General features: G+C 70.8%; 19 protein-coding genes. All 19 read left to right on the forward strand.

The features are described 5' to 3' along the window. Nucleotides 1-72: 72 nt before the first annotated feature. The 19 genes from DW298_RS12450 (at nucleotide 73) to fliQ (ending at nucleotide 14497) form a co-directional block, all read left to right on the forward strand. A complete protein-coding gene (locus DW298_RS12450; RefSeq protein ID WP_136042792.1) occupies nucleotides 73-414 on the forward strand; it encodes a flagellar basal body protein in 342 nt (113 codons plus the stop codon). Beyond that, nucleotides 411-803 carry a flagellar basal body rod C-terminal domain-containing protein gene (locus tag DW298_RS12455; RefSeq protein ID WP_136042793.1) on the forward strand — a complete coding sequence of 131 codons (393 nt, stop codon included), beginning with the start codon at nucleotides 411-413 and terminating at the stop codon, nucleotides 801-803. The genes DW298_RS12450 and DW298_RS12455 overlap by 4 nt, the downstream gene beginning before the upstream one ends. After that, the gene (gene fliE / locus DW298_RS12460; protein ID WP_136042794.1) at nucleotides 803-1105 is read left to right on the forward strand and encodes a flagellar hook-basal body complex protein FliE; all 303 of its coding nucleotides are present in this window, start codon (nucleotides 803-805) and stop codon (nucleotides 1103-1105) included. Before DW298_RS12455 ends, fliE begins: the two co-directional genes overlap by 1 nt. Continuing rightward, a complete protein-coding gene (gene fliF / locus DW298_RS12465; RefSeq protein ID WP_136042795.1) occupies nucleotides 1105-2733 on the forward strand; it encodes a flagellar basal-body MS-ring/collar protein FliF in 1629 nt (542 codons plus the stop codon). The genes fliE and fliF overlap by 1 nt, the downstream gene beginning before the upstream one ends. Continuing rightward, the gene (gene fliG, locus DW298_RS12470) at nucleotides 2730-3734 is read left to right on the forward strand and encodes a flagellar motor switch protein FliG (protein ID WP_136042796.1); all 1005 of its coding nucleotides are present in this window, start codon (nucleotides 2730-2732) and stop codon (nucleotides 3732-3734) included. Before fliF ends, fliG begins: the two co-directional genes overlap by 4 nt. Then, on the forward strand, nucleotides 3724-4329 hold the full coding sequence (locus tag DW298_RS12475; protein WP_168443199.1) for a FliH/SctL family protein: 606 nt from the start codon (nucleotides 3724-3726) through the stop codon (nucleotides 4327-4329). Before fliG ends, DW298_RS12475 begins: the two co-directional genes overlap by 11 nt. Beyond that, on the forward strand, nucleotides 4326-5621 hold the full coding sequence (locus DW298_RS12480; RefSeq protein WP_136042798.1) for a FliI/YscN family ATPase: 1296 nt from the start codon (nucleotides 4326-4328) through the stop codon (nucleotides 5619-5621). The genes DW298_RS12475 and DW298_RS12480 overlap by 4 nt, the downstream gene beginning before the upstream one ends. After that, entirely contained in the window at nucleotides 5618-6040 is a 423-nt protein-coding gene (locus tag DW298_RS12485; protein ID WP_136042799.1) for a hypothetical protein, read from the forward strand. The genes DW298_RS12480 and DW298_RS12485 overlap by 4 nt, the downstream gene beginning before the upstream one ends. Beyond that, nucleotides 6037-7488, forward strand: coding sequence for a flagellar hook-length control protein FliK (locus DW298_RS12490; protein ID WP_136042800.1), 1452 nt, complete (start codon nucleotides 6037-6039; stop codon nucleotides 7486-7488). Before DW298_RS12485 ends, DW298_RS12490 begins: the two co-directional genes overlap by 4 nt. Nucleotides 7489-7503: 15 nt before the next feature. Continuing rightward, nucleotides 7504-7941, forward strand: a complete 438-nt coding sequence (locus DW298_RS12495) for a flagellar hook capping FlgD N-terminal domain-containing protein (RefSeq protein ID WP_136042801.1) — start codon at nucleotides 7504-7506, stop codon at nucleotides 7939-7941. 28 nt (nucleotides 7942-7969) lie between these two features. Continuing rightward, nucleotides 7970-9130, forward strand: coding sequence for a flagellar hook protein FlgE (locus DW298_RS12500; protein WP_136042802.1), 1161 nt, complete (start codon nucleotides 7970-7972; stop codon nucleotides 9128-9130). A 296-nt stretch (nucleotides 9131-9426) separates the two neighbouring features. Continuing rightward, entirely contained in the window at nucleotides 9427-9669 is a 243-nt protein-coding gene (locus DW298_RS12505; protein WP_136042803.1) for a flagellar FlbD family protein, read from the forward strand. After that, nucleotides 9669-10478, forward strand: coding sequence for a MotA/TolQ/ExbB proton channel family protein (locus tag DW298_RS12510; protein WP_136042804.1), 810 nt, complete (start codon nucleotides 9669-9671; stop codon nucleotides 10476-10478). Before DW298_RS12505 ends, DW298_RS12510 begins: the two co-directional genes overlap by 1 nt. Beyond that, nucleotides 10475-11284, forward strand: coding sequence for a flagellar motor protein MotB (locus DW298_RS12515; RefSeq protein WP_136042805.1), 810 nt, complete (start codon nucleotides 10475-10477; stop codon nucleotides 11282-11284). Before DW298_RS12510 ends, DW298_RS12515 begins: the two co-directional genes overlap by 4 nt. 46 nt (nucleotides 11285-11330) lie before the next feature. Next, a complete protein-coding gene (locus DW298_RS12520) occupies nucleotides 11331-12263 on the forward strand; it encodes a flagellar motor switch protein FliM (protein ID WP_136042806.1) in 933 nt (310 codons plus the stop codon). Further along, on the forward strand, nucleotides 12260-12919 hold the full coding sequence (gene fliN, locus DW298_RS12525; protein ID WP_136042807.1) for a flagellar motor switch protein FliN: 660 nt from the start codon (nucleotides 12260-12262) through the stop codon (nucleotides 12917-12919). The genes DW298_RS12520 and fliN overlap by 4 nt, the downstream gene beginning before the upstream one ends. Nucleotides 12920-12951: 32 nt before the next feature. Further along, entirely contained in the window at nucleotides 12952-13416 is a 465-nt protein-coding gene (locus tag DW298_RS12530; RefSeq protein WP_240745120.1) for a flagellar biosynthetic protein FliO, read from the forward strand. After that, nucleotides 13413-14228, forward strand: a complete 816-nt coding sequence (gene fliP / locus DW298_RS12535; protein ID WP_136042809.1) for a flagellar type III secretion system pore protein FliP — start codon at nucleotides 13413-13415, stop codon at nucleotides 14226-14228. The genes DW298_RS12530 and fliP overlap by 4 nt, the downstream gene beginning before the upstream one ends. Then, a complete protein-coding gene (fliQ, locus tag DW298_RS12540; RefSeq protein ID WP_017828226.1) occupies nucleotides 14225-14497 on the forward strand; it encodes a flagellar biosynthesis protein FliQ in 273 nt (90 codons plus the stop codon). Before fliP ends, fliQ begins: the two co-directional genes overlap by 4 nt. Nucleotide 14498 lies beyond the last annotated feature (1 nt).

A 14498-nucleotide genomic window follows, 5' to 3' on the forward strand; every position in this document is an offset into this window, starting at 1 on the left:
ACCAGGGAGAGCACGGATGGCTCGCAAGACTCGGCCAGGGATCGGCCACACCACCACACACGGGGAGCGGTCGTGTTCGATTCTGTGACCATCAACGCGCTGACGAGCGCGCTCGACGGCCTCGCGCTGCGCCAGCGGGCGATCGCCGACAACATCGCCAACATCAACACCCCCGACTATCACGCCAAGCGGGTGCGCTTCGAAGAGGCACTCGCCGACTCGGTCCAGGCGGGCGACGGACGGGTCGGCGCAACGGTCGGCGCCTCGCTCGAGCCGACGCGTCTGAACGGCAACAACGTCAACCTCGACACCGAGACCCTGTCCAGCGTCGACACGATGCTGCGCTACCAGTTCGCGACGCAGGCCGTGAACGGCTCGTTCGCGTCGATGCGCGCGGCGATGAGGACCTCATGACCTTCGACGCGATCGGCATCGCGAGCACCGGACTGACCGTGCACCGCAAGTGGCTCGACGCCATCAGCGACAACATCGCGAACATCAACACTGTCACCGCGACCGACGGCGCCGCCTTCCGCGCCCGGTACATCACCGCCCAGACCAGCGACCAGTCGCCCGGGGTCTATGTGGCCGGTGCCGTGCAGGGCAGCGCCGAGGGTCGTCTCGTGCACCAGCCCGACCACCCGCTCGCCGACGCCGACGGCTACGTCCGCTACCCCGACATCGACCTCGGCGACCAGATGAGCCAGCTCATCCTCGCCCAGCGCGGCTACCAGGCCAGCGCCGGCATCGTCGACCGTGCCCGCAACGCCTACGAATCCGCCCTCCAGATCGGACGCAGCTGATGGATCCCCTCTCCGGCGTCGAGGGCATCTCCTCGGCCTTCACCCTCGCCCGGCCCACAGCTCCCGTGAAGGCGGCGGACGACACCGCCTTCGCGAACAGCGTCACCGGTGCGATCGACGAACTGCGCTCCCTGCAGTCCGAATCCGACGCGCTCAAGGTCGCCGCCGTCACCGGCGACCTCGACGACATCCACTCGGCCATGATCGCCTCCTCGCGCGCTTCGGTCACCCTCGAACTCGTCGCCGCCGTGCGCAACAAGGGCGTCGACGCGTTCAACGAGATCATGCGGATGCAGGCCTGATGCCTCAGGCAGTGACCAATGTCTTCCAGCGGATCGGACGTGTGATCGCGGGCTTCACCCTCGCGCAGCGCACGATCGCGATCATCGGTGTCGCCGTGCTCGCGCTCGGAATCGTCGCGCTCTCCAGTTGGCTGAGCCGCCCGACCTACACCCCGCTGTTCTCCGGGATGAGCGCCTCCGACGCGAACGCCGTCGTCGAGCAGCTGCGGTCGTCGTCGGTCCCCTACGAGCTCGCCGACGGCGGCGCCACCGTGCTCGTGCCGGAGAAGGACGTCTACGATCAGCGGCTCGCGGCTGCCTCCGCCGGACTCCCCGGTGCGAGCTCCGGCGGATACTCGCTGCTCGACGACATGGGCGTGACCACCTCGGAGTTCCAGCAGTCCGTGACCTACAAGCGCGCCATCGAGGGCGAGCTCGCCGCGACCATCTCGTCGATCGAGGGCGTGACCGCGGCCTCCGTGCAGCTCGCCATCCCGGAGGAGAGCGTCTTCGTCTCGGAGACGGTGGACTCCACCGCATCGGTGTTCGTGGAGACGTCCGGCAGCGCGTCGCTCACGTCGAAGCAGGTCGAGGCGATCGTGCACCTGACCTCCGCGGCGGTCAGCGGCATGAAGCCCGAGAACGTCGCCGTCGTGGACCAGAGCGGCCAGACGCTCTCGGCCGCCGGCGTCGGGGCCACCGGCGGTGTCGACCAGCAGGCGGGCGACTACGAGGCGCGGGTGACGGCCAGCGTGCAGCAGATGCTGGACACCGTCGTCGGACCGGGCAACGCCACCGTGACGGTCGTCGCCGAGATCGACCGCTCTGTCAACGAGCGCGTCGAAGAAACCTACACCCCGGCGGAGGGCGCACCTCCGCTGACCGAGCAGTCGCGAACGGACACCCAGAACGGGTCGAGCTCCAACGCCGGCGTGCTCGGACCGGACAACATCGCGGTGCCGTCGGCCGGCGCGGACGGCACGTCCGAATCCACGGAGACCTCGAAGACCAACGCCGTCAACAAGAGCACCCAGAGCACCTCGACCCCGGCGGGGAACGTGCTGCGTCAGTCGGTGTCGGTCGCCGTCGACGCGGGAGCCGGGGGCGACCTGAGCACCGCGCAGCTGACCGACCTGGTCGAGACCGCCGCCGGGATCGACACCGAACGCGGAGACTCCATCGCGGTCGAGCTCGTCTCCTTCAGCCAGACGGATGCCGAAGCCGCTCAGGCCGCGCTCCAGGCTGCCAAGGACGCCGAGGCCGCAGAGCGTCAGGCCGTGCTCCTGAACACCGCGATCATCGCCGCCGCGATCGCTCTGCCGCTGCTGCTGGCCGTGATCGCGGCCCTCGTTCGCATGCGGCGTCGCGCCAACTCGGCGACCGAGTTCGACCAGCTGTTCGGCGAGCGGCCCGCCCCGCTGTCGGCGGCTCTCGACCCCGGTGCGGCCACCACCGCCATCGAGCAGGCGCCCACGACCCCGCTGGCCTTCCTGGAGACGACGCCCGACCCCGAGCCGGAGCCGGACCCCGAGCCCGCACAGGTGAGCCTCGAGCGCCGCCGCGCCGAGATCGACTCCCTCACGCGTCAGGACCCAAAGCGCACGGCTGAGCTGTTGCGGACCCTCATCGACGACAGGCAGCACGTATGAGCGGCCTGACCGACCGGCAGACGGCGGCCGTGGTGCTGATGAACCTCGACCGCGCGCAGGCGATCGAGGTGATGAAGCACCTCTCGGAGTCGGAGGCCGAGGCCGTCGCCGCCGAGATCATCGAGCTGCAGGATCTGGACGCCGCCACCACCGCCCAGGCGCTCGGCCAGTTCCACCGGATCGCGACCGGACACCTCCCGCCCGCCCGCGGTGGCCGCGACCTCGCAGCCGGGTTGCTGGAGGCGTCGTTCGGGGCGGAGCGCGCCGCGGCCGTGCTCGGCAGGGTGGGTTCGGCGTCGATGAACTCGTCGTTCGAGTTCCTCGGTTCGGCCGACCCGGCGCAGCTGGCGACCCTTCTCGACGGCGAGCTTCCGCAGACCGTCGCCCTGGTGCTCGCACACCTGCCCACCGATCGGGCAGCAGCCGTGCTGGCTGCTCTTCCCGACCCGACCCGCACCGATGTCGCCCACGCGATCGCGACCATGGGCACCGCGTCGCAGGAGGCGATCGCGATCGTGGCAGACGCGCTGAAGGCCCGCACCGGAAGCTTCGCGAGCCGTGATGCTCCGGACACCCTCGGCGGTGTCGAGCCGCTCGTCGAGATCATCGCCCGCTCCGGAGCGACCGTCGAGAAGGCGCTGCTGGCGAGCATCGAGGACCGCGACAGTGCCCTGGCGGAAGACATCCGGTCGCGCATGTTCACCTTCGCCGACATCGTCAAGCTCGACGACCGCGACACGCAGCGGGTGCTGCGCGGCATGGACATCCGCTCGCTGGCTCTCGCCCTGAAGGGCGCCAACCAGCCGATCGCCGACCTCATCCGCCGCAACGTCTCGGAGCGCAACCGCGAGAACCTGGACGAGGAAGCACGGACCCTCGGTCCGGTGCGCATCTCGCAGGTCGAGGAGGCCAGAGCCGAGATCGTGCGCACGATCCGCGCGCTCGAGGCCGCCGGCGACATCACGGTGCAGCGCGCCGACGAGGATGAATATGTCTACTGACGCGTTCTCTCCGGTGCTGTTCCCGCGTCTCGACGGACGCGCGGACGGCGCGGAGCATGCGCGTGCCCGCATGCGGGGCTATGCCGAAGGGCATGCCGAGGGCTACCGTGCCGGGCGGGCCGAGGCCGAGGCGGAGCAGCGGGTCGCCGCCGCGGAGCAGGCAGCCCGCGACGCGGCGGCCGCGCGCGAGATGGAGACCGCCGTGTCCGCCCTGCACGCCGCAGCCCGCTCGCTGGGCGACCGGGAGCGCGAGCTCTCCGCCGCCGCACACGACGAGGTGCTGCGCTGTGCGATCGAACTCGCCGAGCTCATCGTCGGCGCCGAGCTCTCGGACGCCGGTTCATCTGCGGCGGCGGCAGCCCGGCGAGTGCTCGCAGCCGCCGAACCCGCGGAGATCCGCGAGGTGCGTCTGCACCCCGACGATCTGCGCACGCTGCAGACCGCGGATGCGCAGTTGACCGCGTTCGCCCTCGTCGCCGACGACACGCTCGAGCGCGGCGATGCCGTCGCGACTCTGGCCCACGGCCACATCGATGCCCGGATCGGCAGCGCTCTCGAGCGCGCTCGCCGCGCACTCGTCGAGGCCGGGTCATGACGGCCTGGACCGCCGTGCGCGAGGCGGTTCGGCCGGAGCGGATCGGCGTCGTCTCCCAGGTGCGCGGTCTGAGCGTGCAGGTGCGCGGCCTCGACGGCGCCGTCGGCGACGTCGTGACCCTCGACGGGGTCGATGCCGAGGTCGTCGCGATCGGTGAGGGCGGCCTGCGGTGCATGCCTCTCGGAGCCGTCGCCGGTCTGACCGTCGGGGCTCCGGTGCGCGGTCGCGGTGGTCCGCTCCGGGTACCGACCGGAACCGCACTGCTCGGACGAGTCCTCGACGGGCTCGGACGGCCGATCGACGGCAAGGGGCCGTTGACGGGCGCGATCCCCGTGAGCCTCGACCACGCTCCGCCGTCCATCATGGGGCGCGATCGGATCGATGCGCCTCTTCCGCTCGGCGTGCGCGCGCTCGACACGCTCGTCAGCGTGGGACGTGGACAGCGCGTGGGGCTCTTCGCCGGCTCCGGAGTGGGCAAGTCGTCGCTGCTGTCGATGATCGCGCGCGGCACCGAGGCCGAGGTGACCGTGATCGCCCTCGTCGGCGAGCGCGGCCGCGAGGTGCGCGAGTTCATCGAGGACGACCTGGGGCCCGAAGGCCTCGCCCGTTCCGTGGTCGTGGTCTCGACCTCGGACCAGCCCGCGATGTCCCGCATCCGGGCGGCGTACACCGCGACGAGGATCGCCGAGGCCTTCCGCGATGACGGGGCGCACGCCATCCTCATGATGGACTCGCTGACCCGCGTCGCGATGGCGCAGCGCGAGATCGGCCTCTCCGCCGGAGAGCCCCCCGCGACCCGCGGCTATCCGCCGTCGACGTTCTCGCTCCTCGCCGGGCTGCTCGAACGCGCCGGCACCGATCGACGCGGCTCGATCACCGGCATCTACACCGTGCTCGTCGACGGCGACGACCACAACGAGCCGATCGCCGACACCGTGCGCTCGATCCTCGACGGCCACGTCGTGCTCGATCGTGCACTCGCCCTCTCCGGACACCATCCGGCGATCGACGTGCTCGGCTCCGTCTCTCGCGTGGCGGGGAAGATCACCGCCTCGGAACAGCGGTCGCACGCGGCGACGCTGCGAGCGGTCCTCGCCGCGCGTCGCCGGGCGAACGACCTGATCGATATCGGCGCCTACCAGCCGGGAGCCGACGCGCGCATCGACGCGGCCATCACCCACGAACGGGCGATCTCGGCCTTCCTCACCCAGCCCCTCGACGAGACGAGCCGGATCGACGAATCGTGGCGTCGCCTCGACGAACTCGTCTCCGGCTTCGGAGGTCTCTCATGACACGGTCCTTCTCCCTGGCGGGCCTGCTGCGCGTGCGCGAGATCCAGGAGCGGGCCGCCGCCCAGCGACTGTCCCGCGCGGTGCTCGACGCCCAGCACACCGAGGCACGCGATCGATCCCTTCGCGCGCACCTCTCCGGAGCCGGGAGCGAAGCGGTCGACGTCCGCTCGCTCGCCGCGCTCGCTGCCGCCCGCGTCGCCGGTCGGACGCTCCTCGCCGACCTGACGACGCTGTCGCACCTGCAGGCGCAGACCGTCGACGACGCCCGCACCGAACACGCCGAGGCGAGACGGGCGATGCGCGGACTCGATCGTCTCGCCCAGGCGCACGCCGCGCGGGTGCGGGCTGCCGAGCTGCACGCCGAGCAGGCGGAGCTCGACGAGATCGGATCGCGCACCGATACGGAGGGGCAGTCGTGACCGCCCTCGGCATCGTCGACATGCTCGACGCTCGCGCGTCGCGCCCGACCGGCGGCTCGCCGTCGCGCGGCACCACCCCGGGCGCCGCGGCCTTCGCCGACGTGATCCAGGATGCTGCCCGGGCTCAACGCGCGGATGACGCCCCCGCCGACGGCATCCCTGCTGAGGGTTCATCGACGGGAAGCGCCACGACGGAAGCCCCCACCGAGCCCGATGGCCAGGTTCTCCCCGTGGTCCCGGCGCCCCTCGCCCCCCTCCCGAGCGGTTCGGGCACGGCGGCTCCCGTCGAGGGAAGCACCACGGATGCGACCCTCGACCTCGACCTCGACCCGATGCAGCCGCCGGTGGATGCTGCGGAAGACGCGGGAGCGGTGGATGCCGCTGCGGCCTCCGCCGACCTCCCGCCGATCGCGGCGTCCAGCACGGTCGCCGCATCGGTCGATCCGGCACGCGCCACGGCATCTGCGGGAGCCCTGGCAGCATCAGCCGCGCCGCCCGCCGTCCCCGGGGCATCGCCGCGCACCTCGTCTAGCCCCGGCGTCGGTGCCGCATCCCTTCCGGTCAGCACCGCCGCGGTGGCGGGAGCGTCCGACATGAACAGCACGACGGCCGATGTCCCGGCCGATGCCGCTCTCCGCCTCGCCCGCGTCCCCTCCAGTGCCGCTGCCGCTGCCGCTGCCGGCGAGCACGGTGCCGTCGCTGCGGCTCCCGCACCGGCATCGGCGTCGAACGCCGGCCCGGCACTCCGGGTCGCGACGGCCACCGCACCCGACACGGCACCCGACACCGTGGCGTCTCCTGCCGGCTCGGCTCCGGTCGTCGCCGCCCCCGCCGCATCGGTACCCGCCACGGCAGACGCCGCCGGCCCGACCGCCGCCGTCACCGCACCCGCTCCCGCATCACCGTCCCCGATCGCGCCGAGCACCCCGGTCGCCGCCGCGGCGATCGCCCGGCCGGTCCTGCTCCCCCAGATCTCGGCGCCCGTCGTCGCGCTCGCCCAGGCTGCAGACGGCGACCACAGCCTCACGCTGACCGTGTCGCCCGAGAACCTCGGCCCGGTGACCGTGCGTGCGCACATCTCCGGAGGCGCCATCCACATCGAGCTGCACGCCCCGAACGACCTCGGGCGCGAGGCGCTGCGTACCGTCCTCGCCGACCTGCGACGGGATCTCGCGGCCGCGGCACCGCACGCCTCCCTGATGCTCTCGAGCTCGGACGACGGCCCCGGCTCGGCGAACCCGCAGAGCTCACCGAACGGCGGCTCAGCAAACGGCAACGCTGCGAACGGCAACGCGGCGAGCGCGGGCGGCGGGCAGACCCGCGGCGACGCACCCGCCGACCGGAACGCGAGCGCACGACCGAGCACCGGCGCCGTCCCCTCCGCACCCGACGGCACACCGCCCGTCCCCCTCGTCTCGCCGCACGGCGGCATCGATGTCTTCGCCTGATCCGAGAGGAACCCCATGACCACGGTCGACCCCATCACCGGCACCATCCCGCCCAGCGGCGTGCAGACCGGCAGCACCACGCCCCCGGTCGAACGCAAGAAGACGCTCGACTCGGAGGTGTTCCTGAAGCTGCTGGTGACCCAGCTGACCAATCAGGACCCCAGCTCTCCCATGAACACCAACGAGATGATCTCGCAGACCACGCAGCTGGCCTCCATGGAGCAGTTGACCGCGCTGTCGGCCACCTCGACCGAGAGCTTCGCGCTCAGCATGCGGCAGACCGCCGCCGCCCTGATCGGCCACGAAGCGCAGTACGTCGACGAAGACGGTGTCACTCAGAAGGGCATCGTCACCTCCGTCTCCTATGCGGGCGCCGTCCCCCTCGTCACCATTGGCGACGCCACCATCGCCCTCGACGCCGTCTCCGGCGTCTCCCTCGTCCCCAAATCCTGATCAGCCCCGCACCCAGAAAGGCACCACCATGCTCCGCTCCCTCTTCGCCGGAATCTCGGGCCTGCGCTCGCACCAGACCATGCTCGACGTCACGGGTAACAACATCGCCAACGTCAACACGACCGGCTTCAAGGCCTCGGCCGTGCAGTTCCAGGATTCGCTCTCGCAGCTGCTGCGCAACTCGATGATGCCGCAGACGAACCTCGGCGGTCAGAACCCCGCCCAGGTCGGCCTCGGCGTGCAGGTCGCCGGCATCAGCACCAACTTCGCCTCGGGCGCACCGCAGCCCACCGGCGTCCCCACCGATCTCATGATCGCCGGCGACGGCTTCTTCGTGGTCCGCTCCGGCGGCGAGACGCTGTACACCCGCAACGGCGGCTTCTCGTTCGACGCGAGCGGCAAGCTGGTCTCGGCCGACGGCGCGCTCGTGCAGGGCTGGACCGCGCGCGACGGAGCGATCGTCCCCGGTCAGGGCGTCGGCGACATCACGCTCCCCGTGGGTGCGCTGAGCCCCGCCGCCGCGACGACCACCGCGCGGGTGACCGGCAACCTGCCCTCGGGCGCGGCCGTCGGCGACACGCTCGTGCGCGACATCAAGACCTACGACGCACAGGGCACCGAGACCTCGATGCGCCTCACGTTCACCCGCACGACCGCCGGCTGGGACGTCACCGACGCTGCCGGCGCGCGCACCCCGCTGGCCTTCACCGACGGCAAGCAGGCGGGCGCCTCGTCGATCGTGTCCGGCGGCATCACGGTCGACCTGTCGGCGGTCACCGGCTTCGCCGACGTCAGCGACGTCGCCATCAAGGAGCAGAACGGCAAGCCGGCCGGCACCCTGAGCTCCTACGCCCTGACGAACGACGGCAGCCTCGTCGGCACGTTCAGCAACGGCGACACCGAGGTGCTCGCGCGCATCGCACTGGCCGGCTTCGTGAACCCGGGCGGCCTGGAGAAGACCGGGTCCTCGCAGTTCCGCCCCAGCGGCAACTCGGGCCAGCCGACGCTCGGTCAGGCCGGGACCGACGGTCTGGGCGGCATCATCAGTGGCGCGCTGGAGATGTCGAACGTCGACCTCTCGCAGGAGTTCACCAACCTGATCGTCGCCCAGCGCGGTTTCCAGGCGAACGCCCGCATCATCACCACGAGCGACGAGGTGCTGCAGGAGCTCACGAACCTCAAGCGCTGAGTCGCGGCCGCTCGCTGCTTCCCCGGGAGGGTTCTCCGCGTGATCGCGGGGAGCCCTCCCGGTCTGCGTTCGGGCACTATCACGGACGCTCCATTCGAAACTAAGGTTTAGCGCCCTTAACCACGAGTAACGGAGCCCGTACTCGGGGTTAAGGCACCAGCGCGCCGGTTCCGCGCCCACCGGCCCTGTCGCTAACGCCCGACGCCTACCGGCCGACAGTCACCTCCGACAGCCCAGGACGGGCCGTCGGGTCCGCGCTCCCCGGAACGCGGACGGATCTTTCCAGGATGGAGCCCATGATCGTCCTCACGCGCCTGAACCGTTCCCGGTTCGCGGTGAACCCCGACCTGATCGAACGTGTCCAGGCAACGCCCGACACGACGCTCATCATGGTCGACGGTGCGACGTTCGTCGTCACCGAGACGATGGACGACGTGATCGCGCAGATCACCCGGTTCCGGGCCGGAGTGCTCGCCACTGCTGCCGCCCTGATCGCCGCACCCGACGGCGACTCCCGCACTCCCGAGGTCGGTCTCTGATGGATCCGTCCCTCATCCTCGGCCTGATCCTCGCGTTCGGCGCTTTGATCGCCATGATCAACCTCGAAGGCGCGACCATCGGATCGCTGCTGATCCCCGCCCCGATGGTGCTGGTCTTCGGAGCCACGATCGCCGTCGGCATCGCGAGCGGCACTGTGCGCGATGCGCTGCATGCGGTCAAGTCGCTCCCCCGCGCCTTCCGCGGCGAGCGCCGCACCGCGTCGAGCATGATCGACACGGTGGTCGGCTACGCCGAGAAGGCGCGCGCCGAAGGGCTCCTCGCCCTCGAGCAGGGGCTGGAGGACGAGAAGGACCCGTTCCTGCGCCAGGCACTGCAGAGCATCGCCGACGGAACGGACGCCGAAGACCTGCGAACCCTGCTGGAGGATGAGCTCACCTCGACCGCTGCCCGTAACCGCACCGCCTCACGCTTCTACATGACGCTCGGCGGCTTCGCGCCAACGGTCGGCATCATCGGCACGGTCGTCTCCCTCACGCATGTGCTGGAGAAGCTCGACAAGCCGGACACCCTCGGTCCCATGATCGCGACGGCATTCGTGGCGACGCTGTGGGGTCTCCTGTCGGCCAACTTCATCTGGCTGCCCATCGGCGGACGTCTCCAGCGTCTCGGCGAGCTCGAGCTCGAACGCATGACCGTGCTCATGGAGGGCATGCTGGCCGTACAGGCCGGCGCCCCGCCGCAGTTCGTCGGCGAACGTCTGCGCGCCCTCGTGTCCGAGCGCCCTTCCGCCCGCTCCGGCCGGAAGGCTCGCACCTCGGAACCCGAGGAGACGGAGCAGGGGTCATGAGCGTCCGGGCCCGTCGCCGCGTGCCCCAGGAGGAGCACAGCGGTCCGGACGAGCGGTGGATGGCGTCCTACATGGACATGGTGACCGTGCTGATGTGCATGTTCATCGTGCTGTTCGCGATGTCGACGGTCGACCAGGAGAAGTTCGAGGCGCTCAGCGCCTCCCTCGCGACCGGGTTCGGTCAGGAGCCGTCGGAGGACGTGGATGCCGTCACCGGGGTCGTCGTCCCTCCGGAGCTGGTCGACGAGAAGGGCGAGGACTTCGCCGACGTCGACCTGGCGGCCGCGCAGACCGAGTTCGACGAGCTCTCCGCCCTCCGTGAGCGTCTGCGCCAGGTGCTCGCCGAAAACGGCCTCGAAGCCGACGTCACCTTCACGATCGACGAGCGGGGCCTGACGATCGGACTCGTCAGCGCCGAGACGTTCTTCACCACGAACAGCACCACCCTCAGCTCGAAGGCGGTTCTGGTGCTCGATGCACTCGGCTCGGTCCTGGTCACCGCCCCGAACGAGATCTCGGTCGAAGGTCACGCCGACGTCCGCGGATCGGTCGCCCCGTTCCCGACGAACTGGGAGCTCTCGGCCGGCCGATCCACGCAGGTGCTGCGGCACCTCGTCGAGTCGTCCGGGCTGCCGCCGGCGCACCTGAAGTCGGTCGGCTTCGGCGACACGCGGCCCGTCGCGGCGGGTTCCTCGCCCGCGGCGCTGGCCCAGAACCGGCGCGTCGACATCGTCGTCCTCTCGGATGCGAAGGAGGAGGTGCGAGCACTCATCCCCGAAGCGCAGGCCGCGCAGCCGTCCTCCTGACCGTTCCCGCCTAACGCACGCCGATCACCGCCCGATAGTCGGGTTCGTGGTGATCGAGGACAGCGTGCGCTCCGACGTGCGCACAGCGACGGCGACGAAGACCGCCGAAGTCGAGGTGTACGACTTCGGCCGTTCGGCGACCCTCTCGCGCGAGCACACCCGCGCCCTGGAGCTGGCCTTCGAGACGTTCTCCCGGCAGTGGTCGGCGCAGCTCTCGGCGAAGATCCACGTGCGTGCCACCATCGCCGTCGAGCATGTCGGGATGTTGACCTACGGCGAGTACGCCGCCTCGCTGCCGACCACGACGACCCTCATCGTGTGCGCACTGCCCGATTCCGACGAGCGGCTCATCGTGCAGCTGCCGACCTCCGCTGCCACGACCTGGATCGTGCAGATGGTCGGAGGGCGCGCATCGTCGACGTCGGAGGACCGCACCTTCACCCCGATCGAGCAGGCGCTGATCCGCTCGCTCATCGTCGACGCGCTCGACCACCTGACCGGCTCCCTCGACGGACTGCTCCCCGCCGGTGTGACCGTGAGCGGCATCCAGTACAGCTCGCAGTTCGCGCAGGTCGCGGCATCGGGCGAACCGGTCATCGTCGCCCGCTTCTCGATGCGCCTCGCGGGCCGGGCAGTGCCGGTGAGCGTCATGCTGCCGGCATCGGTGCTCGCCGGCTTCACCGTGCGCACCTCCGACGCCGACCGTGCCGCAGCGCCCGGGCTGGTCCGACGCCAGGTCGAGGTCTCCCCCGTCGAGCTCTCGCTGCGGCTCGCTCCGCGCGCGGTGCTCCCCCGCGAGGTGCTCGACCTCGCCGTCGGCGACATCGTCTCCTTCCCGCACTCCGCCGACCGCCCGATGCTGCTCGCCGTGGGCGATCAGACCGTCGCCACCGCCGCCGTGGGCAGCGCCGGCGCCCGTCTCGCGTGCGTCGTCGCCACCACCGTCCCCGATCCCGTCTTCGCCGAGGAGCCCGCGTGACCAGCACCACCACCTATGAGTCCGCCGTCGCCGCCGCCTTCGCCGCGTCGCTGCCGACCGCGGCTGCACTGACCGCTCGCGCCTCGCAGGTCTCCGGAGACACCGGCGACGCCGTGATCGTGCAGTTCGTCGGCGAGGCGAGCGCGCAGCTCGCCGTGCAGCTCTTCGACCCCGAGACCCTGGTCGACGGACTCGCGGGCGCGCCCCTGGCCGACCGTCTGCGCGATGCCCTGGAAGCCTCCACGAGCGCGCTGGGAGCCGGCGCGCTGGGCGAGGCCGTGATCGGCGACGCCTCTCCGCTCTTCTCGAACCCGTCGGCGCAGCTGTTCGACCTGCAGGACGACACGGACCGCACGATCGGCCGCCTCGCCGTCGTCGTCACGCGCACCCCGGCAGCGGCATCGAGCCCGTCCCGCCGACTGCACCGCATCGCCGGCGTCGAGATGGAGCTCACGGTCGAGATCGGACGCACCCGGATGGCGGTGCGCGACGTGCTCGACCTGGAGCCGGGCCGCATCGTCGAACTCGACCGCTCCGCCGGCGCTCCGGCCGACATCAAGCTCAACGGCCGCATCATCGCCCACGGCGAGGTGGTCGTGGTCGACCAGGACTACGCGGTGCGGATCACCCGCATCCTCGAGAACGTCGAGGCCTGACCCTGGACGACCTCCTGCTCGGCCTGCGGGTCGTGCTCTCGCTCGCCGCAGTGCTCGGGGTGCTGTGGTTCCTGCAGCGTCGCGTCGCGCGCACGCAGGCCCGTCGTCGCGACGGTGAGGTGATCACGGTGCTCGGGCGGCAGGGCGTGGGTCCGAAGGCGCAGGTCGTCGTGGTCCAGACCGAGGACGCCCGCTACGTCCTCGGTGTCACCGAGCACGGCGTGAGCGTGGTCGACAAGCTGCCGGTGAAGGCCGCGGCTCAGTCCGACGAGGACACCCGTCCCGTGTGGTCGGCGGCGACGTCGGAGGCGGCATCCGATGCCGAGGAGTTCGACCGCATCCTCGCCGCGACCGCTCGGACCGAGACGGCCGCGGCATCACCGTCGGGTCCCACTCCGCAGCGGCGCGTCCGTCACCGGAACGATCCGCTGCGCGGCTCCATCCTCTCCCCCGAAACCTGGCGGCAGACCGCCGAGGCCATCCGGCGCACGCGATGAGCGCGTCCCGTGGGGTCGTCGACGGCCGCGCGCTGCGACGTGTCGCACTGATCCTCGTCGCAGCCCTCGTCCTGGTCGCGGCGCTCACGCTGCTCTCCGGCACCGCCGCCCACGCCGAGGTCACCCCCGACGACCCGGGCGAGGGCGTCACGATCGACATCAACGGTGTCGACGGCGGCCCGTCGGGATCGATCCTGACGCTGCTGGGCATCACGCTGCTCTCGGTCGCCCCCGCGCTCCTGCTGATGATGTCGTCGTTCACGAAGATCTTCGTCGTGCTGGCGATGACCAGGAACGCCCTGTCTCTGCCCACGATCCCGCCGAACCAGGTGCTGGCCGGGCTCTCCCTGTTCCTGTCGCTGTTCATCATGTGGCCGGTGCTGACCGAGATCAACACGGTCGCCGTGCAGCCGTACATCGACGGCACGCTCACCTTCACGCAGGCGATCGATGTCGGCCAGCTGCCGCTGCAGGAGTGGATGCTGCGCTTCACGCGCGAAGAGGACCTGGCCCTCATGACACGGATGGCGGGCCAGCCCAACCCGGAGGATCCCTCGAGCGTGCCGATGTACACGCTCATCCCGGCGTTCATGATCTCGGAGCTCCGCGCCGCCTTCATCATCGGCTTCGTCATCTTCATCCCGTTCCTCGTGATCGACCTGGTCGTCGCCGCCGCGCTGATGTCGATGGGCATGATGATGCTGCCGCCCGTCATGATCTCGCTGCCCTTCAAGATCCTGCTGTTCATCCTCGTCGACGGCTGGGGGCTCATCATCCGCGCCCTGCTGGAGAGTTACGGAGGTGTGGGATGAGCCCGGAAGCGGTCATCGACATCGGCACCCAGGGCCTGATCATCGCGGCGAAGCTGGCCGCGCCGGTGCTCGTCACGGCGCTGGTCGTGGGTTTCGCGATCTCGCTGCTGCAGTCCATCACCCAGGTGCAGGAGGTGACGCTGTCGTTCGTGCCGAAGATCGTCGCCGTCGGCATCGCACTGCTCATCGCCGGCAACTGGATGATCGCCGAGATGATCGCCTTCACGAACGAGATGTTCGCCCGCATCCCCTCACTGCTGAGCGGGTGAC

Origin of the sequence: Microbacterium sp. A20, from assembly GCF_004794515.1 — a bacterium.
In the GTDB taxonomy this organism is placed as follows: Bacteria; Actinomycetota; Actinomycetes; order Actinomycetales; family Microbacteriaceae; genus Microbacterium.